The organism is Streptomyces sp. NPDC005784, from assembly GCF_042871525.1.
Lineage (GTDB): Bacteria > Actinomycetota > Actinomycetes > Streptomycetales > Streptomycetaceae > Streptomyces.
This window is the reverse complement of the sequence record NZ_JBIAIQ010000013.1, coordinates 1-17705: the sequence shown is the minus strand read 5'-3', so window position 1 is coordinate 17705 and position 17705 is coordinate 1. Positions and strand designations below refer to the sequence as shown.

Annotated in this window: 18 protein-coding genes; 7 read left to right on the top strand and 11 right to left on the bottom strand. The window is 72.1% G+C overall.

Annotation, left to right across the window (positions count from 1 at the left end):
- Positions 1-114: 114 nt before the first annotated feature.
- From ACFYR3_RS21495 to sigE, 3 genes are all read right to left on the bottom strand, one after another.
- Entirely contained in the window at positions 115-2250 is a 2136-nt protein-coding gene (locus tag ACFYR3_RS21495; protein WP_355844917.1) for a trypsin-like peptidase domain-containing protein, read from the bottom strand.
- A gap of 140 nt (positions 2251-2390) precedes the next feature.
- Positions 2391-3338 carry an anti-sigma factor gene (locus tag ACFYR3_RS21490; RefSeq protein ID WP_355844920.1) on the bottom strand — a complete coding sequence of 316 codons (948 nt, stop codon included), beginning with the start codon at positions 3336-3338 and terminating at the stop codon, positions 2391-2393.
- Positions 3335-4033, bottom strand: a complete 699-nt coding sequence (gene sigE / locus ACFYR3_RS21485; protein ID WP_261702444.1) for an RNA polymerase sigma factor SigE — start codon at positions 4031-4033, stop codon at positions 3335-3337. The genes ACFYR3_RS21490 and sigE overlap by 4 nt, the downstream gene beginning before the upstream one ends.
- A gap of 227 nt (positions 4034-4260) precedes the next feature.
- On the opposite strand from sigE, the gene ACFYR3_RS21480 reads away from it, so the two are divergent.
- Positions 4261-4962, top strand: a complete 702-nt coding sequence (locus tag ACFYR3_RS21480) for an O-methyltransferase (protein WP_355845092.1) — start codon at positions 4261-4263, stop codon at positions 4960-4962.
- A 180-nt stretch (positions 4963-5142) separates the two neighbouring features.
- Here the strand turns inward: ACFYR3_RS21480 and ACFYR3_RS21475 are convergent, their stop codons facing one another.
- Positions 5143-5310: a DUF3117 domain-containing protein gene (locus tag ACFYR3_RS21475; RefSeq protein ID WP_003966491.1), complete on the bottom strand. Its 168-nt coding sequence runs from the start codon at positions 5308-5310 to the stop codon at positions 5143-5145.
- Between the two features lie 364 nt (positions 5311-5674).
- On the opposite strand from ACFYR3_RS21475, the gene ACFYR3_RS21470 reads away from it, so the two are divergent.
- Positions 5675-6478 (top strand): enoyl-CoA hydratase-related protein, encoded by an 804-nt coding sequence (locus ACFYR3_RS21470; RefSeq protein ID WP_355844923.1) that lies wholly within the window; start codon positions 5675-5677, stop codon positions 6476-6478.
- A 123-nt stretch (positions 6479-6601) separates the two neighbouring features.
- Here ACFYR3_RS21470 and ACFYR3_RS21465 read toward each other — a convergent pair whose 3' ends face one another.
- Positions 6602-7183: a DNA-3-methyladenine glycosylase I gene (locus tag ACFYR3_RS21465; protein ID WP_355844926.1), complete on the bottom strand. Its 582-nt coding sequence runs from the start codon at positions 7181-7183 to the stop codon at positions 6602-6604.
- Positions 7180-7530 (bottom strand): DivIVA domain-containing protein, encoded by a 351-nt coding sequence (locus ACFYR3_RS21460; protein WP_355844928.1) that lies wholly within the window; start codon positions 7528-7530, stop codon positions 7180-7182. The genes ACFYR3_RS21465 and ACFYR3_RS21460 overlap by 4 nt, the downstream gene beginning before the upstream one ends.
- Positions 7531-7703: 173 nt before the next feature.
- On the opposite strand from ACFYR3_RS21460, the gene folP reads away from it, so the two are divergent.
- Positions 7704-8564, top strand: coding sequence for a dihydropteroate synthase (gene folP / locus ACFYR3_RS21455; protein WP_355844931.1), 861 nt, complete (start codon positions 7704-7706; stop codon positions 8562-8564).
- Between the two features lie 116 nt (positions 8565-8680).
- On the opposite strand, the gene ACFYR3_RS21450 is transcribed toward folP, so the two are convergent.
- Complete coding sequence (locus tag ACFYR3_RS21450) at positions 8681-9442, bottom strand: TIGR00730 family Rossman fold protein (protein ID WP_355844934.1); 762 nt, start codon at positions 9440-9442, stop codon at positions 8681-8683.
- Positions 9443-9591: 149 nt separating this feature from the next.
- Complete coding sequence (gene dapE / locus ACFYR3_RS21445) at positions 9592-10671, bottom strand: succinyl-diaminopimelate desuccinylase (protein WP_355844937.1); 1080 nt, start codon at positions 10669-10671, stop codon at positions 9592-9594.
- A gap of 128 nt (positions 10672-10799) precedes the next feature.
- Here dapE and ACFYR3_RS21440 point away from each other — a divergent pair, with 128 nt between their 5' ends.
- Both ACFYR3_RS21440 and ACFYR3_RS21435 read left to right on the top strand, forming a co-directional pair.
- Positions 10800-11792 (top strand): heavy metal transporter, encoded by a 993-nt coding sequence (locus tag ACFYR3_RS21440; protein WP_355844940.1) that lies wholly within the window; start codon positions 10800-10802, stop codon positions 11790-11792.
- 373 nt (positions 11793-12165) lie between these two features.
- Positions 12166-12567, top strand: a complete 402-nt coding sequence (locus ACFYR3_RS21435) for an ATP-binding protein (RefSeq protein ID WP_355844943.1) — start codon at positions 12166-12168, stop codon at positions 12565-12567.
- Between the two features lie 85 nt (positions 12568-12652).
- On the opposite strand, the gene ACFYR3_RS21430 is transcribed toward ACFYR3_RS21435, so the two are convergent.
- Together ACFYR3_RS21430 and fdxA are read right to left on the bottom strand one after the other, a co-directional pair.
- On the bottom strand, positions 12653-13747 hold the full coding sequence (locus tag ACFYR3_RS21430; RefSeq protein ID WP_389284375.1) for a bifunctional succinyldiaminopimelate transaminase/glutamate-prephenate aminotransferase: 1095 nt from the start codon (positions 13745-13747) through the stop codon (positions 12653-12655).
- Between the two features lie 164 nt (positions 13748-13911).
- On the bottom strand, positions 13912-14232 hold the full coding sequence (gene fdxA / locus ACFYR3_RS21425) for a ferredoxin (RefSeq protein WP_018089397.1): 321 nt from the start codon (positions 14230-14232) through the stop codon (positions 13912-13914).
- A gap of 140 nt (positions 14233-14372) precedes the next feature.
- Between fdxA and ACFYR3_RS21420 the strand changes: the two genes are divergently transcribed.
- Entirely contained in the window at positions 14373-15563 is a 1191-nt protein-coding gene (locus tag ACFYR3_RS21420) for a GNAT family N-acetyltransferase (protein WP_389284373.1), read from the top strand.
- 17 nt (positions 15564-15580) lie between these two features.
- On the top strand, positions 15581-16432 hold the full coding sequence (locus ACFYR3_RS21415) for a tetratricopeptide repeat protein (protein ID WP_389284371.1): 852 nt from the start codon (positions 15581-15583) through the stop codon (positions 16430-16432).
- An 82-nt stretch (positions 16433-16514) separates the two neighbouring features.
- On the opposite strand, the gene ACFYR3_RS21410 is transcribed toward ACFYR3_RS21415, so the two are convergent.
- Positions 16515-17549, bottom strand: coding sequence for a tetratricopeptide repeat protein (locus ACFYR3_RS21410; RefSeq protein ID WP_356781169.1), 1035 nt, complete (start codon positions 17547-17549; stop codon positions 16515-16517).
- Between the last annotated feature and the right edge of the window lie 156 nt (positions 17550-17705).

Below are 17705 nucleotides of genomic sequence, written 5' to 3'. Positions count from 1 at the left end.
GGGCTTCCGACTTCATGTACACCACTGGTTTTCCATGATGTTTGCCGTCCGGAGCTGCGACATCCTGCTCGACTGTGAGGTTCGTGTCACTCGCGGGCCGGGGCCGGCGGGCTCTCAGTCGCCGTCCGCCGAACCGAGGACCAGGGTGACCGTCCTCCGCGTGCCGCCCCGCCGGACGGTCAGCCGGAGCCGGTCGCCGGGCCGGTGGGCGCGGGTCTTCACGATGAGTTCCTCGCCGGAGTGGACCCGCCCGCCGTCGACCTCGGTGATCACGTCGCCCGCCCTGATGCCCGCCTTCGCGCCGGGTCCGCCGGTGGTGACGGGCGGACCGCCCCCGGCGGCCTTGGTGCCGACCCGCGCGCCGTCGCCCGCGTAGTTCATGTCGAGCGTGACACCGATCACGGGGTGGGTGGCCCTGCCGGTGTTGATGAGCTCTTCGGCGACGCGCTTGGCCTGGTTGACGGGGATGGCGAAGCCGAGCCCGATGGAACCGGCCTGACCGGTCCCCAGGTCGGAGCCGCTGTCGGCGGAGCGGATGGCGCTGTTGATCCCGATGACGCGGGCCCGGGAGTCGAGCAGGGGCCCGCCCGAGTTGCCGGGGTTGATCGGCGCGTCCGTCTGGAGCGCGTCCACGTACGAGACGTCGGTGCCGTCGCCCTTCTCGCCGCCCGCCGTGATGGGCCGTTCCTTGGCGCTGATGATCCCGGAGGTGACGGTGTTGGCGAGGTCGAAGGGCGCGCCGATGGCGACGACGGGGTCGCCGACCTGGACGCTGTCCGAGTTGCCCAGCGGCATCGGGGCGAGCCCGTGGACTCCCGAGACCTTGACCACGGCGAGGTCGTAGCCGCTGTCGTGTCCGACGACCTCGGCCTTCGCGGTCTCGCCGCCGCTGAAGGTCACGGATATCGTGCCGCCCGCGCCGGCCGGTTCGATCACGTGGTTGTTCGTGAGGATGTGGCCCTCGCCGTCGAGCACGAATCCGGTTCCGGTGCCCTCCTCCTCGCTCCCGCGCACATGCAGGGTGACGACGCTGGGCAGCGCGTGCGCCGCGATCCCGGCCACGCTGTCCGGGGCGCGTCCCGGGGCCTCCTTGGCGGCCTGCGGCAGCTCGATGTCCGTCAGCCCCCCGTTCCGCTCCAGATACGCCCCTACGGCGCCGCCCACTCCCCCGGACACCAGCGCGAGCGCGACGGCCCCGAGCACCAGGGCCTTCCTCGCCCTCTTGCGCCGCTCCACCGCGGTGGGCACGGCGACCCCGTTCTGCTGAAGGGGGCCGTTCTGAGGGAGGGGGCCGTTCTGAGGGAGGGGGCCGGGCGCGGCCCAGGGGTCGTAGTTCTGCCAGGGGTCGGGGACAGCGGACTCGGCCGGGGCGGGTGAGGCGGCGGGGCCGGCAGGGGGCTCGGATATCGGGGCCATCGGGTTCGAGGGTCCGGAGGGTTCCGGTACCTGGGGCAGGGCGTCGAAGGGCGCGCCGCCCTGGGCCGGGATTGCCCCTGCGAGAGGCGTTCCGGTGGCGGGGACTCCCTCCGCGAAATGCGTCCCGTGGGCCGGGGTGGCCGCCTCGGCCTGAGAACCCGGCCCATGCGAGCCATGCGTGTACGAGCCCTGCGCGTGCGGGTCCTGTGTGTCCTGGCCCTGCGCTTGCGGGCCCTGCGCCTGTGCGGCCGTCGGGTGCTGGACCGGCGGGGCGGGCGCCCACGGGCCCGGGCCGCCGTAGGGCGGGGTGCCGTAGGGGTCGGGGTCGTGCAGGGCCTTGGGGCGCCGGGGAGCGGGCCGCTCCAGCTCGAAGTCCCCGCCCCCGTCACCGACGCCCTGCGCATCCGCGCGAACGCCCGCAGGGAAGACACTCTCGGGGCCGGAAGAAACCCCTGCCCCCGTCGACCCGGGGATACCCGGGGGCCGCTCCAGTTCGAAGTCCCCGCCCCCGCCCCCGTCACCGACGCCCTGCGCATCCGCGCGAACGCCCGCAGGGAAGACGCTCCCGGCGCCGGAAGAGGCCCCTGCTTCCCCCGCGCCGGGGACACCCGGGGGCCGCTTCAGCTCGTAGTCGCCCCCGGTGTCGCCCTCGCGGGCCCTTGCCGGGTGGGCCTCGGGCGCGCTCGGCTCCGCACCGGCCTCCGCGCTCTCCGCGAGGGCGGCGGGGTGCGGGGAATCCGGTTCCGTGAGGTGAGCCGGCGCGGTGTCCGCCCCCGTGTCCTGGGGCCGGGGTCGGCTCCACCACTTCGCCTTCGTGGGCCTGCCCTCGTTCATGCTCTCCCCACACCTGGCCCGCGGCACGATTCGCCGACGGTCACCACAGACTTGTCGACTCCGCGCCCGTGATCCCTCCCGCGGACGCGGCCCACCCCGGATTCAACCAGGTTCATGGGCCGACGCGCAGAGGGCGGGGCTCAGTGAACGTTACGAGGGGTGGGGGACGAGGAGGAAGAGGGGGACGGTGTGACGGCGGGGGCGGTGAGCAGCCCCGGAGCCGGAGTCAGCGCGAGCGGCTGTGCGTTGGTGAGCGGACGTATGAGCGGGGACATCGCGGCGGCACCGGCGACCACCGGTGTCGTCAGCGTGCGCACGGCGTCCTGATCACGGTCCGCCGGAGCGGGAACTCCGGGCAGCAGTGGTGCGGACACCCCGGTCGGTGCCACCGGACCATTGCCGAGCGCCCGCTCGCCCTGGGCGAGTGCCGGTCCGACGGACCGGCGGCGCTGCGACTCTGGAGTCGTGGCGGCCCCCGTGCCCTGGGAACGGGACGGCGTCACATTGCTTCCGGTGCCGGCCCCGCCGCGCGCGTCCGGGGTGTCTCCGGGCACTCCGGTGGACACTCCGCCGAGCGCGACCGCGGCCAGCGACACCGCGCCCGCCGCGGCGAAGGCGAACCGCAGCCCGCGCGAGGCCGACCGCTCGGCCTCGTGACGGCTGACGTCATGGATGCGGAAGCCGCGCCCCGGAGCGGGGGGCAGCGCATCGGCGTGCGGTCCCGCAGGCACGTAACCGAAGGGTTCGCCCCGCATTCCGAGGACGCCGGGCAGACCGGAGCCGGTGGAGCCGCCGGGAAGTCTTCCGCCGCCGAATCCTCCTCCGCCCAGCCGCGAGCTGTCGGAGTCGCCTCCTCCGGGAAGTCCCTGGAGTCGGGCCAGGAAGCTTTCGGAGGGGGGTGGCGGGGCCATTTCCGCGAAGACGTTCTTCAGTCGGCGCTGGGCGTCGGCCTCGGCCTTGCACTTCGCGCAGGTGGCGAGGTGGGCCAGGACGCGGTCGCGCGACTCATGACCGAGCTCTCCGTCCACCAGGGCGGAAAGTCGGTCCCCGAGGTGCTGCTCGGCATGGGTAGGACGGGTTCCACTCACGCGGTCGCGCCCCCTCCCCCCAGCACGGGCACACGGGCCGCGAACGAGCGTCGCTCGGCGCGGGCCTCGGGAGACCGGTGTGCCAGGGCCTTGCGCAGCTGGGAGCGGCCGCGGTGGATCCGGGAGCGGACCGTGCCGAGCTTGACGCCCAGGGTCGCGGCGATCTCCTCGTAGGACAGTCCCTCGATGTCACAGAGGACGACGGCGGCGCGGAACTCGGGCGCGAGGGTGTCCAGCGCCTGCTGGACGTCGGCGTCGAAGTGCGCGTCGTTGAAGACCTGCTGCGGGGAGGGCTCACGGCTGGGCAGTCGCTCGGCCGCGTCGTCGCCGAGGGCGTCGAAACGGATGCGCTGCTTGCGCCGCACCATGTCGAGGAAGAGGTTCGTGGTGATGCGGTGCAGCCAGCCCTCGAAGGTGCCGGGTGTGTAGGTCGACAGCGAGCGGAAGACACGGACGAAGACTTCTTGAGTGAGGTCCTCGGCGTCGTGCTGGTTGCCCGTCAGGCGGTAGGCCAGACGGTAGACGCGACCGCTGTGGGTGCTGACGATCTCCTCCCAGGTCGGCGGAGTCCACGCCTGCGACTCCGCGTCGGTGGTGAACGTCGCGGTCTGCGCCGGGGCAGCAACGTGGAACTGGTCAGCGTTGTCGGTCACGGATTTCGGCTCACCCGCTGATCTGAGTAGGCGCCGAAGCACCCCTCCCCGATCCACAGGCGCAGCCGCACCTCCCCTGTCGGCTCTGGTGGTGTCCAGTGGAGCCCCTACCATAGCCACCTCGCCCGTTAGCTCCGGATAAGCGGTTTTACGAGAATTTGATACGGGCTCATATGGGCGCGCCGACGTCTGCCCGCTGCCCCGCTCCGTGTACCGATCCATCGACTTCCCCCCGCCAGGTTTCCCCACCCTTCTAAACGCCCGGTCCCATCCGCAGGTTCCCGGCACCAACGGATACAGTCACGCCCAGGCAATCACGGGGACAGGAGAGGGTCATTACCGGCAACCGGCAGACGAGCTGGGCGGCGTTCGCCGACGCCTTTGTCGCCGAGGACGAGGCGCTTCGCTGGGCCCGGGACCGGGCTCACGAGGCCGGCCTGCGCTCGGTGTCGCCCGGCACGGGCGCCGCGCTGCGCCTGCTCGCCGGCACCCTCGACGCGAAGGCGGTCGCCGAGATCGGTACCGGGACCGGCGTCTCCGGAATTCATCTTCTGCACGGCATGCGGCCGGACGGGGTACTGACCACGGTGGATCCGGAGCCGGAGCGCCAGCAGTTCGCCCGCCAGGCCTTCCGCGCCGCCGGTTTCGCCAGCAATCGCGCGCGCTTCATCCCGGGCCGCGCACTGGACGTCCTGCCCCGTCTCGCGGACGCGGGCTACGACCTCGTCTTCTGCGACGGCGACCGCCTGGAGAGCCTGGACTACCTCGCTGAATCGTTGCGCCTGCTGCGTCCGGGCGGGCTCGTCGCGTTCGAGGGCGTCTTCGCGGACGGCCGCACCGTGGACTCGGGACCGCAGCCGGTGGAAGTGAGCCGGCTGCGCGAACTGCTGCGCGCCGTGCGCGAGAGCCAGGAGCTGGTGCCGTCGCTGCTGCCGGTGGGCGACGGCCTGCTGTGCGCGGTCAAGCGCTGACCCCGCTGCCCGATCCGCTGCCCGGCCCGTTTCCCGCCGGACGCCTCCGACCAGGCCGTATACCCCCGCCAGTCACCGCCGGCCGAGCGGCGCGGCAGTCCCGTACGCCGGAAAAAAACGGCTTCCCCGGCACCAGGTTCGGTGCCGGGGAAGCCGAAGAGGTAAGGGTCGCGTTCCGCGTCAGCCGACGACCTTCTTGAGGGCGTCGCCGAGCGCGTCGGCCTCGTCAGGGGTCAGCTCGACGACGAGCCGACCGCCGCCTTCGAGCGGAACGCGCATGACGATGCCCCGCCCCTCCTTGGTCACCTCGAGCGGGCCATCGCCCGTCCGCGGCTTCATGGCCGCCATGCTCGTTCCCCTTCCTGAAACCAGCTCATCGTCGCCGACGGCCCCCTCGGAGGGCACGCACGTCCCCTCATAGGACACACGTCACCGGCATCGAACACATTGCTTCCAGGCCATTATCCCGCATCTCAGGACCCGATGACCAACATCAGTCGGCATCGCTTGCGCAACGCGCTTGAGCAAAACCACTCATTTCGGCGATGTGGCTGCGATACTGCGCCGCCCGCACGGACTTCCACGGGGCGGAATTCTTTGATGCAGGTCACATGTACGCCCCGCGCCACCGCCGGTGATCTCCGCCATGCTGTCATCGGACACAGGACGTACCGGCCGGTACGACGAGCCGCGACCCCGGAAGGGACCCACCATGGCCGACACCGTGCTCTACGAGGTGAGCGACGGACTCGCGACGATCACGCTGAACCGCCCCGAGGCGATGAACGCGATGAACACCGAGACCAAGGTCGCCTTCCGGGACGCGGCGCAGGCGGCCGCGGCGGACGACGCCGTGCGGGCGATCCTGCTGACCGCCGCCGGTGACCGCGCGTTCTGCGTCGGACAGGACCTCAAGGAACACATCGGGCTGCTGGCCGCCGACAAGCAGTCGGGGTCGCGCCACACCATGAGCACCGTGCGCGAGCACTACAACCCCATTGTGCGGGCCCTGACCGGCGCCGCGAAGCCCGTGGTGGCCGGGGTCAACGGCGTCGCGGCCGGGGCCGGATTCGGTTTCGCGCTCGCGGCGGACTATCGCGTCGTCGCCGACACGGCCGCCTTCAACACGTCCTTCGCCGGAGTCGCGCTGACCGCCGACTCGGGGATCTCCTGGACGCTGCCCCGCGTCATCGGCCCGAGCCGTGCCGCCGATCTGCTGCTCTTCCCGCGCAGCATCACCGCCCAGGAGGCGTACGAGCTGGGCATCGCGAACCGGCTGGTTCCGGCCGGCGAGCTGCACGCGGAGGCGGAGAAGGTGGCGCGGGCACTGGCCGCCGGACCGACGCTCGCGTACGCCGCGCTGAAGGAGTCCCTCGCTTTCGGACTCACCCACTCGCTGGACGAGACCCTGGAGAAGGAGGACGAGCTCCAGGCACGGGCCGGCGCGTCCGAGGACCACACCATCGCGGTCCAGGCGTTCGTCAACAAGGAGAAGCCGAAGTACCTGGGCCGCTGACGGACCGGGAGCGGCGCCGCGGCCGCCCGTGGCCCTGCGGCGCCACTCCCGGGACCTCGCCCGTCCTACGGGCGTCCTGTGGCCTGTGACACCGGTTCCCGCGTCCCCGAAGGGGCGCCCCGGTCACGCGGCGTCGCGCACCGCGCAGTCCGCCAGGTGGTCGTTCACCAGGCCGCAGGCCTGCATCAGGGCGTACGCCGTCGTCGGGCCCACGAAGCGGATGCCACGCTTTTTGAGGGCCTTGGAGAGGGCTGTCGACTCGTCGGTGACGGCCGGCACGTCGGAGAGCTTCTCCGGGGCCGGACGGGAGGCGGGGTCGGGGGCGAAGGACCAGATCAGCTCGTCCAGCTCGCCCGGGGCCCAGCCGGCCAGCACGCGCGCGTTGGCGACGGTCGACCGGATCTTGGCGCCGTTGCGGATGATCCCCGGATCGGCGAGCAGCCGCTCCTCGTCGGCCTCCGTGAACGTCGCGACCCGGGCGATCTCGAAGTCCGCGAAGGCGGCGCGGAAGCCGGACCTGCGGCGCAGGATGGTGATCCAGGACAGTCCCGACTGGAACGCCTCCAGGCACAGCCGCTCGTAGAGGGCGTCGTCGCCGTGGACCGCCCGGCCCCACTCCTCGTCGTGATAGGCCACGTAGTCCTCGGTGGACAGCGCCCAGGGGCAGCGCAGGGCGCCGTCGGGTCCCGCGAGCACGTCGCTCACTGCTCGTCCTCCGGGTGCTTGCGCAGTGAGGTGGTGTGGCTCGCCGCACGGGCGCCCGCGAGCGCGGACTCCAGGTCGGCGATCCGGGCATCCCGCTCGCCGATCTCGGCGCCCAGACGGCCGAGTGCGTCGTCGACGTCCGCCATGCGGTAACCGCGCACGGTGACGGCGAAGCGCAGCGCGTCCACGTCGCCCTTGTGCACCGGACGGTCGTAAGGCAGCGGATCGCGCAGCCGCTCGGGCTCGGCGTCGGGAAGGGGGGCGCCCTCGCCGCCGCCCACCACGGACAGGGTGACCGCGGCGACCACGACGGCGAGTGCGACGACCAGGAACAAGAACATGAACATCGCTGAGGTCCCCACGCTCTGGTGCCGGCGCGGGTCGCGTCGGCGCGAAACTACTGGTGCTGACGAAAGCAGCCTGACGCTGGAAGTGTCAGGCTCCGATCGTGCCATGCGAGTCTGACAGTTAAGGTCGCAGGCGGCTTATCAGTGCGACTTACTGGGAGAGGTCACAGGGGATGCTCAGGCTGGGCAGGCGCGAATTCGGCGCGCACGAGCCGGTGATCATGGCGATCGTGAACCGGACCCCGGACTCCTTCTACGACCAAGGAGCCACCTTCCGCGACGAGCCCGCCCTCGCGCGCGTGGAGCAGGCGGTGTCCGAGGGCGCCGCCATCATCGACATCGGCGGGGTCAAGGCCGGGCCCGGCGAGGAGGTCACCGCCGAGGAGGAGGCGCGCCGCACGGTCGGCTTCGTAGCCGAGGTGCGCCGCCGCTTCCCGGACGTGATCATCAGCGTCGACACCTGGCGGCACGAGGTCGGCGAGGCGGTCTGCGAGGCCGGTGCCGATCTCCTCAACGACGCCTGGGGCGGGGTCGATCCGCGGCTGGCCGAGGTGGCCGCCCGGTACCGGGTGGGGCTCGTGTGCACGCACGCCGGGGAGTCCGAGCCGCGGACGCGTCCGCACCGGGTCACGTACGACGACGTGATGGCCGACGTCCTGCGGGTCACGCTCGGCCTGGCGGAGCGCGCGGTCGCCCTCGGAGTGCCCCGCGAATCGGTGCTCATCGACCCCGGGCACGACTTCGGGAAGAACACCCGGCACAGTCTGGAGGCGACCCGGCGGCTCCCGGAGATGGTGTCCACCGGGTGGCCGGTTCTCGTCTCCCTCTCCAACAAGGACTTCGTGGGCGAGACGCTCGACAAGCCGGTCAAGGAACGGGTCCTCGGAACGCTGGCGACGACCGCCGTCTCGGCCTGGCTGGGGGCCCAGGTGTACCGCGTCCACGAGGTCGCGGAGACGCGTCAGGTGCTGGACATGGTGACGTCCATCGCCGGACACAGGCCGCCGGCGGTGGCCCGGCGCGGGCTGGCGTAGCGGACGGACCGCGCGGACGCACGGGAGGGGCCGACTCCGCAGCCCGTCCCGTGCCCCTCGGCCCGTGGAACGTCGAACCGGCGACCGGCGACCCGGCGACCCGGCGAGGAGAGCCTCTAGCGGGGGCCCGCCTCCTTCGACACCAGCGCCACCGCTTCGTCCACCTCGTCGGTCAGGTGGAACAGCATCAGGTCCTTCTCCGACGCCTTGCCCTGGGCGATGAGGGTGTTCTTGAGCCAGTCCACGAGGCCGCCCCAGTACTGCGTGCCGAACAGCACGATGGGGAAGCGGGTGACCTTCTGGGTCTGGACCAGGGTGAGCGCCTCGAAGAGTTCGTCGAGGGTGCCGAGACCGCCGGGCAGGACCACGAATCCCTGCGCGTATTTGACGAACATCATCTTCCGGACGAAGAAGTACCGGAAGTTCAGGCCGATGTCGACGTACTGGTTCAGCCCCTGTTCGAAGGGGAGCTCGATACCGAGGCCGACGGAGATGCCCTTCGCCTCGCAGGCACCCTTGTTGGCGGCCTCCATGGCACCAGGTCCACCGCCGGTGATCACCGCGAACCCGGCCTCGACCAGGCCCCGGCCGAGGGCGACGCCCGCCTCGTACTCGGGCGAGTCCACCGGTGTCCGGGCCGAGCCGAACACACTGATCGCGGGCGGGAGTTCGGCCAGCGTGCCGAAGCCTTCGATGAACTCCGACTGGATGCGCAGCACCCTCCAGGGATCGGTGTGCACCCAGTCCGAGGGGCCGCCCGCATCCAGCAGCCGCTGGTCCGTGGTGCTCGCCTGGACCTGGTCCCGCCTGCGCAGCACCGGGCCCAGCCGCTGCTCATCCGGTGGCCGCTTCTTGCCCCTCGGGTCGCCAGTAGCCATGTCCACTCCCTCCGCGTAGGGATCTCCCCCGCTCCGGCCCGAGGCCGGTGCGGGGGAAGGTCGTTCCGCCCCAGAGTAGATCTCCGCTGGTTACGGCGGGGGGACGCGGGCATGTCCGCCATGAACAGCCGACGGATACGCGGGTCCGCCTAGGCGGTGAGCCAGTCGCGCAGTCGCTGTTCGCCCGCGAGGATCTTGGCCGCTTCCACCCGTTCGTCCCGCTTGTGCGCCAGGTGGGGATTACCGGGGCCGTAGTTGACCGCCGGGATGCCGAGCCCGCTGAAGCGGGAGACGTCCGTCCAGCCGTACTTGGGCTGCGGGGTGCCCCCCACGGCCTCGATGAACGCGACGGCGGCCGGGTGGGAGAGGCCGGGGAGGGCGGCACCGCTGTGGTCGTCGATCACGAACTCGGCCACACCGCAGTCGGCGAAGACCTCGCGGACGTGCTCGATCGCCTCCTCCTCGGTGCGGTCGGGCGCGTAGCGGAAGTTGACGGTGACGACGCACTCGTCGGGGATCACATTGCCCGCGACACCGCCCGAGATGCCCACCGCGTTCAGGCCCTCGCGGTACTCCAGGCCGTCGATCACCGGGTAGCGCGGCTCGTACGCTGCCAGCGCGGCCAGGATCGGCGAGGCCGCGTGGATCGCGTTCGAGCCCATCCAGCTGCGGGCGGAGTGGGCCCGTTCGCCCTTGGTCTTCAGCAGCACCCGCAGCGTGCCCTGGCAGCCGCCCTCGACCTGCCCGTCGGAGGGCTCCAGGAGCACCGCGAAGTCGCCCCGCAGCCAATCGGGGTGGGCCTCGGCCACATGCTTCAGCCCGTTCAGATGGGCCGCGACCTCTTCGTTGTCGTAGAAGACGAAGGTGAGGTCCCGGTTGGGTTCGGGGACGGTGGCCGCGATCCGGAGCTGGACCGCGACGCCCGACTTCATGTCGCAGGTGCCGCAGCCCCACAGCACGCCGTTCTCGTCGAGCCGGGAGGGCACGTTGCCGGCGATCGGCACGGTGTCGATGTGACCGGCCAGGACGACCCGCTCGGCGCGGCCGAGGTTCGTGCGGGCCACGACGTTGTTGCCGTACCGGTCGACCGTCAGATGCGGCAGGGCGCGCAGGGCGGCCTCGACGGCGTCCGCGAGCGGCTTCTCGTTGCCGCTCTCCGAGGGGAAGTCGACGAGCTGCGCGGTGAGCTCGGCTGCGTCCAGGGTGAGGTCAAGCGGGATGTCGGCCATGGCGTCGACCCTAGCGCTCCCGGCCGACGGGTCCCGAAAACAGCCGGATGCGGTCGTATCCACCGGCCGCGCGGCCGTTGTCCACAGCCACCCAGATCGCCGACAGCGGTCTCCGTTACCTTGTACGCGTGTCTGAGCCGTCCCCCACTCCTGTCCGGCGCCGTCGTCGCCTCCTTCGCTTCGGAGGGGCCCTCGTGGTCCTGTTCGCGATCGCGGGTTATCTCGGCGTGCAGTACCTCACGGGCGGCGTGGGCGCGCCCCGGTGCAAGGTCGTCTCCGGCAACGGCGACGGCGCGTCGTACGAGTTCACCCCCGAACAGGCGGTGAACGCGGCGACGATCTCGGCGATCGGCACCTCCCGCGGCATGCCCGAGCGCGCGGTGGCCATCGCCCTCGCGACGGCGCTCCAGGAGTCGGGGCTGCGCAACATCCAGCACGGCGACCGGGACTCCCTCGGTCTGTTCCAGCAGCGGCCGTCGCAGGGCTGGGGCACACGGAAGCAGATCATGGACCCGACGTACGCGTCGGGCGTCTTCTACGAGCACCTGGCCAAGGTGCCCGGCTACTCGCGGCTGCCGCTCACCGTCGCCGCGCAGCGGGTGCAGCACAGCGGTTTTCCGCAGGCGTACGCGAAGCACGAGCCGGACGCCACGCTGCTCGCCGCCGCGCTGACCGGCCGCGCGGCGGCCACGCTGACCTGCCAGGGGCGCCCGGCCGCGACCCCGGCGGGCGGCCCGGCGCCGGTGCGGGCCGCGCTCGCACGGGACTTCGGGCGCGATGTGCTCCAGGAAGCGGGTGCCACCGTGGGCGCCGAGGGTTCCTCCGCGTCGCCGACACCGGCCGCCCCGGCCTCTCCGGCCTCTCCGAAGTCCGCCGACCGGACCGTGACGGTCCCCGTGCGCGAGGAGTCCACCGCCGGGACCGGGGTGGTCCGCCGCGGCTGGGAGCTGGCGCACTGGGCCGTGGCCAACTCCTCGTCCCTGCACATCGAGCGGGTGTCGTACGCGGGGCGCGAGTGGACCGCGGGGACCTCGGAGGGCTCGTGGCGCACGGCCGACGAGAAGAGCGGTTCGGGGGCGAAGAAGGCCGCGGCCGAGGTCCGGATCGTGACCGGGCAGTAGTACGGACCCTCACCCGTTGGGAGGACCGGCCCTCTGCGGGCCGGCGATGTGCGCACACTTTCGGGCACTCACTCCGTCGCCCGGGAAATCCCTTGAGAACAAAGGGCCACAGGGATTCCGCGGGCTTGCCCGCCGGGCAGCGTTTGCCCGTTTTTATCCACAACCGATAATGCGACGCATTACCAACTCTTTGCGGCGGGCCACCGCAACCTTCGCGGACTTCGAGCGGTAGTCACTGCGTCCGAGCCCGGAACGATCACCTCAGGCGATCACCTCAGTGGATCAGCATCCGGTGACGCGGTCGGTCGGCAGCCAGCCGGTCGACTGCCGGGCGGCAGGACACTTCCCCGTTCTCTTCCGTCTAAGGAGCACCATGTCCCTCCCCCTGACCCGCCGGATCGCCCGTGTCGTGCTGCTCGTCGCGGCCGGAGCGGCGCCCGTGGTCGGCGCGGCCGGCTCCGCCTGCGCGGCGGCCGACCTGCCGGCCACCCCCAGCCTCGGCGGGCTGACCGCCCTGGACGGCGCCAACGTCGGCAACACCGTCGACGGAGCGGCGCAGAACGTCACCGGGATCGCCGGCAAGTCCGGCGGGAAGGTCGCCAAGAAGGCCACGCCCGCCGCACGGAAGGTGACCGGGGACGCGGCCGGACATGCCGGCGGCCTCGTCGGCGACACCGCGAAGACCGCGGCGGGCAGCGGCCTGCCGACGGACACCGTGACCCGGGGCGGCCTGCCGACGGGACAGCTGCCGCTGAAGGGCCTGCCGCTGGGCTAGCCCGGCAGGGGCCTACGGCGACGGGGGTCCGGGGAACTCGCTTCCCCGGACCCCCGTTTCGCTGCGCTGGGCCGCGCCTGCCGGGCTACCGCAGGCGTTCCACCGCCGCCGCCACGCGCTCGTCCGAGGCGGTGAGGGCCACGCGGACGAAGTTCTCGCCCGCCTCGCCGTAGAAGTCACCGGGGGCCACCAGGATGCCCAGGTCGGCCAGGTGGGTCACCGTGGACCAGCAGGACTCGTCCCGGGTGGCCCAGAGGTAGAGGCTCGCCTCGCTGTGCTCGATACGGAAGCCGTGGTTCAGGAGGGCGTCGCGCAGGGCGGTGCGGCGGGCGGCGTAGCGGTCGCGCTGTTCTCGGACGTGGGTGTCGTCCGAGAGGGCGGCGACCACGGCGGCCTGCGTGGGCGCGGAGGTCATCATGCCGCCGTGCTTGCGGATCGCGAGGAGTTCGCCGAGGACGGCGGGGTCGCCCGCGAGGAACGCGGCGCGGTACCCGGCCAGGTTCGAGCGCTTGGAGAGCGAGTGGACCGAGACGATCCCCTCGTAGGAGCCGCCGCACACGTCGGGGTGCAGCACCGAGACCGGGTCGGCCTCCCAGCCCAGCTCGATGTAGCACTCGTCGGAGAAGACGAGGATGCCGTGCTCACGGGCCCAGGCGACGATCCGGGTGAGTTCCGCGGCGGACAGGACCCTGCCGGTCGGGTTCGACGGGGAGTTCAGCCACAGCAGCTTCAGGTCCGTCGGGTCGAGGTCCGTCGGGTCGTCGTAGACCACGTGCTCCGCCCGCGCGAGCCGCGCGCCGACCTCGTACGTCGGGTACGCGAGCCGCGGGTACGCGACCTTGTCGCCGGGGCCGAGGCCGAGCTGGGTCGGCAGCCAGGCGACCAGTTCCTTGGAGCCGACGATCGGCAGGACATGGCGGTGGGTGATGTCCCGCGCGCCGAGCCGTCGCTCCACCCAGCCCGTGAGCGCGTCCCGCAGCTCGGGCGTGCCCCACACCGTGGGATAGCCGGGCGAGTCCGCGGCCGCGACCAGAGCCTTCTGGATCAGCTCGGGCACCGGGTCGACCGGGGTGCCGACGGACAGGTCGACGATGCCACCCGGGTGAGCGGCGGCGGTCGCCTTGTAGGGCTCCAGCTTGTCCCAGGGGAAGGTGGGAAGCCGGTCGGAGACTGCGGACACGGGATCGGGCTCACTTTCTCGTACGTACGACCCGTACCGGCGGAAAACCGGATACGTGCTGTTGCACGGACTGCTGCGGGGGCTGATACGGCAAATGCCTCGGTCCCGTACGGCGATCGAAGCGATCAGCTGTACGGGACCGAGGCGGCGCGTATGCGGGCCGCTTACTGGTTCTGCGGCGGCAGCGCTGCGATGAAGGGGTGGTCGCGCTCGATCAGACCGAGCTTGCTGGCGCCGCCGGGCGAGCCGAGCTCATCGAAGAACTCGACGTTCGCCTTGTAGTAGTCCTTCCACTCTTCCGGAGTGTCGTCCTCGTAGAAGATCGCCTCGACCGGGCACACCGGCTCACAGGCTCCGCAGTCGACGCATTCGTCCGGGTGGATGTACAAGGACCGGGAGCCCTCGTAGATGCAGTCGACCGGGCACTCCTCGATGCACGCCTTGTCCTTGACGTCGACACAAGGCTGCGCGATGACGTAGGTCACGCTGTCGTTCCTCCTCGATAGGGCGCTGGCGGGCCTCCGTAGGCTCCGCCGCCTGGCGCGCGGGAGCGCGGCGTCGTCGATGCCCGCCCCTAGTATCTCCGTTCTTGGGCATGATCCGAACAGGAGGGGTGAACTGACCTGTGGAAATCTCTGCTTCCGGCCGCCTGGAGGTCCGGATCACCGCTGCTGACGTGGGAAAACGCGTCTCGGTGCGACGCTTGATCGACGACGCAGACACGGTGGAGAAGTTCACCGATACGGTCGGCGTTCTCACATCATGGGACGACGGTGTGCTGCTGATCACACGGCGGACCGGCGAGCGTGTCCGGATCGCGGAAACCTCGCTGGTCGCGGGCAAGGTCGTACCGTCCGCCCCGGCACGACGGCGCGGACCCGCGGCGTCCTACGAGGAGCTGGCGCGGGTCGCCGCGCGGGCCTGGCCGCCGGTGGAGAGCGAGCGGCTCGGCGGCTGGGAGCTGCGGGCGGCGGGCGGCTTCACCCGGCGCGCCAACTCCGTACTCCCGCTGGGCGACCCGGGCGTGCCGCTCGACCGGGCGCTGACGTACGTACGGGACTGGTACGCCGCCCGCGACCTGCCCGCCTACGTCCAGACCGCCACCGGCGCCGAGGGCGCGCAGGAGCTGCTCTGCGCGGAGCTGGAGGCGCGCGGCTGGACGCGTGAGGTGACCGCCGAGCTGTGGATCGGCTCGCTCGCGCCGGTCGCGGACCTGGAGGTACCCGCGGCTTCCGGTGCTCCGGGGACTCCCGAGGCTCCCGAGGCTCCCGAGGCTCCCGAGGTGACGCTCTCCCGCACGGCCGACGAGGCGTGGCTCGGCCGCTATCAGCGCAAGGGCGTGAGCGACGTGGCGCTGAAGGTGCTGGGCGGCGGGCCCTCGGTGTGGTTCGCGACGGTGCCCGGTGCCGGGGGTGCGGCTCCGGCCGCGATCGGGCGGTGCGTGGTGGACGGTCGCTGGGCCGGTTTCGCCGCGGTCGAGGTCGACCCGGCCCAGCGCCGCAGGGGCCTCGCCAGCGCCGTCATGGCCGTCCTGGCCGGCCGGGCCCTGGCGGAGGGCGCCTCGGCGGCCTGGCTCCAGGTGGAGGCGGACAACGCCGGGGCGCGGGAGCTGTACGCCGGTATGGGCTTCGGCCCGCACCACGCGTACCACCACTACCGGTGGACTCCGGACGCCGGTACGGACTCCCTGGCGGACGCCGCTGCGGCAGGCTCCGACACAAACGTCGGCACAGTGACCGGCCGCGCGCCGGACAGCGGTTTCGGTGGGGTTGAGCGGGATGCCGAGCCGGGTGTCGAGCCGTATCGATCGACGTGAAGGGGCACGAGTCAGCCATGCGTTCCCCCCAGCCCCCGCAGCCGGAACGAGCCGACGAGGTACGGCGGCGCTTCGCCGACGAGGCGCGGGCCGAGCGGCCCGATCTGGCGGCACTGTGCCTGCTGGTGGGCGCCGCGGCGGACGGGACCCTGGACGAGGCCGGGATCGACGCGGCGCAGATCGAGCTGGACGAGCTGGCGGGCCGCCTGCCCTTCCGTCCGGGCGGCCCCCGCTCCTGGGCGACCGCCCTCGCGGAACTCCTCGGCGGGCGCTGCGGCTACCGGGGCTCACCGGGTGACTACCAGCGGCTGGAGTCCTCCCTGCTGCACTCGGTGCTGCGTCGGCGGCGCGGGCTGCCGATCCTGCTCTCGGTGGTGTGGATGGAGGTCGCCCGACGGGCCGGCGCACCGGTCTACGGGGTCGCGCTGCCCGGTCACTTCGTGGTGGGGTTCGGACCGCCCGAGCAGCAGGTGCTGGCCGATCCCTTCGACGGCGGGCGCGTCCTGACCGGCTCCGACGCGGAACTCCTCGTCGCGGGCGCGACCGGCGCCCCGCTCGACCCGTCGATGCTCACCCCGGCCGACCCGCTCGACATCGTCGTGCGCATCCTGAACAACATCCGGGCCTGGGCCGCCGCCCGCCCCGAACGCTCCGACGTGGCCCTGTGGTCCGTGGAACTCTCCCTGCTGCTGCCCTCGCACCCGGCACGCCTTCGCTACGAGCGCGCCCAACTCCTCGTCCAGCGCGGCGACTTCCTGGCCGGAGCCATCGAACTCGACGCGTACGCCGACGTGGTGGCAGCAGTGGACGAACCGGCGGCCGCCCGAGTGCGCCAACAGGCCCATGCGGCACGGGCGATGCTCAACTGACCTCGCCCGACCGCCGCCCGACCGCCCGACCGCCGCCCGACCGCCGGTCCGCCCGACCGGCAGCGCCGACGCGAGCGGGTGGTCACTCTCCGGCCGGGCGCCCCTCACCGGCGAGGGTCCGCATCTCCTCGATGTCCTCCGGGTCGATGTCCAGTTTCATCGCCTCGGCGAGCAGCGCACCGATCCGCTCGGTCCGCCCCCGATCCGCGAGAAACTGTGCGTATTGCAGGTACGCGTCCTCGTCCTGGTGGTCGATCGCTTCCTGGTAGCGCCGCTCGGCCTGCTCCCACTGTTCGAGGTCCTCGTGCAGGAGCGCGAGATTCAGGTAGGCGTTGATCTCCTCGTCCTTGCCGATGGCCGCCTCGTAGTGGGACACGGCCTCCTGCTCGGCGCCGCCGTCGACCAGGTGGAGCGCGTAGGCGAAATGCGCGCCCGGCAGTTCCTCGGCGAGGGCCTCGCGCAGATGCCGACCGGCCTCCTCCATGTCTCCGATGGCGTTCTCGACCTCGCCGAGCACGACCAGGACCGACCGGTGCCCGGCGTCCAGGGCCTGTCGCAGCCAGGGGAGCGCTTCCTCGTACTCCTCCTCGTCGGCCAGTAGCCTGCCGAGGTTGCCGGCCGCCATGGTGTCGCCCTGGTCCACCGCCCGGCGCAGGAGTGCGGCCGCCTCGTCGAGACGTTCGTCGTCCTCGCTGAGGAAGCTGCCGTAGTCGTTGAGCGCTCTCGGGTTCTTCTCGGCCAGCGCACGCCGGTAGTACTCCTCCGCGCGCGTGCGGTCCCCGACCTCGTCGGCCAGGACCGCCGCGGTCCACAGCGCGACGTCCCGGCCGCCGCGGGCGGCATGCTCCAGGGCCGCGACGGCGTCCTCGGGCCGGTCGAGCTGTATGAGCAGATCGGCCAGGGCCTCGTACGCCCCGGCGTTGCCCGCCTCGGCGGCCACGGAGATCAGCTCCAGCGCGGCGTCGATGGCACCCCACTCGTCCACGAGGTCCAGGATCTTCTCCGCGACCTCGTCGTCCGGGCCGGTCCACGCCCGCAGATACAGGGCCAGGGATGCGGCGAAGTCGCCTGCCGCCCAATGTCGTTCCGCCTGGGCCTCAAGATTGTCTTCCGCCATGAGGGCATCCTCTCGTATCGGTGATCCTGGCTCGTGACCGCCCGCGGCCCCGGGGTGCGCCCGGCGCCGGGCGCACCTTTGGGGACCGTTCGGCCGTCGGCGTCGCTCGGGCGGAGCGGGGCGGTGATTCCCGCGGGTGGCTACAGCCAGCCCTTC

What these genes read in the sequence shown, in the direction of transcription:
- ACFYR3_RS21415 (WP_389284371.1), top strand. Translation starts at nt 15,581, where the DNA reads ATGCGTTCCCCCCAGCCCCCGCAGCCGGAACGAGCCGACGAGGTACGG.
- ACFYR3_RS21475 (WP_003966491.1), bottom strand. Translation starts at nt 5,310, where the DNA reads ATGGCGGCCATGAAGCCGCGGACGGGCGATGGCCCGCTCGAGGTGACC.
- ACFYR3_RS21435 (WP_355844943.1), top strand. Translation starts at nt 12,166, where the DNA reads ATGTCCCTCCCCCTGACCCGCCGGATCGCCCGTGTCGTGCTGCTCGTC.
- ACFYR3_RS21470 (WP_355844923.1), top strand. Translation starts at nt 5,675, where the DNA reads ATGGCCGACACCGTGCTCTACGAGGTGAGCGACGGACTCGCGACGATC.
- ACFYR3_RS21495 (WP_355844917.1), bottom strand. Translation starts at nt 2,250, where the DNA reads ATGAACGAGGGCAGGCCCACGAAGGCGAAGTGGTGGAGCCGACCCCGG.
- folP (WP_355844931.1), top strand. Translation starts at nt 7,704, where the DNA reads ATGCTCAGGCTGGGCAGGCGCGAATTCGGCGCGCACGAGCCGGTGATC.
- ACFYR3_RS21410 (WP_356781169.1), bottom strand. Translation starts at nt 17,549, where the DNA reads ATGGCGGAAGACAATCTTGAGGCCCAGGCGGAACGACATTGGGCGGCA.
- ACFYR3_RS21460 (WP_355844928.1), bottom strand. Translation starts at nt 7,530, where the DNA reads ATGTTCATGTTCTTGTTCCTGGTCGTCGCACTCGCCGTCGTGGTCGCC.
- ACFYR3_RS21450 (WP_355844934.1), bottom strand. Translation starts at nt 9,442, where the DNA reads ATGGCTACTGGCGACCCGAGGGGCAAGAAGCGGCCACCGGATGAGCAG.
- dapE (WP_355844937.1), bottom strand. Translation starts at nt 10,671, where the DNA reads ATGGCCGACATCCCGCTTGACCTCACCCTGGACGCAGCCGAGCTCACC.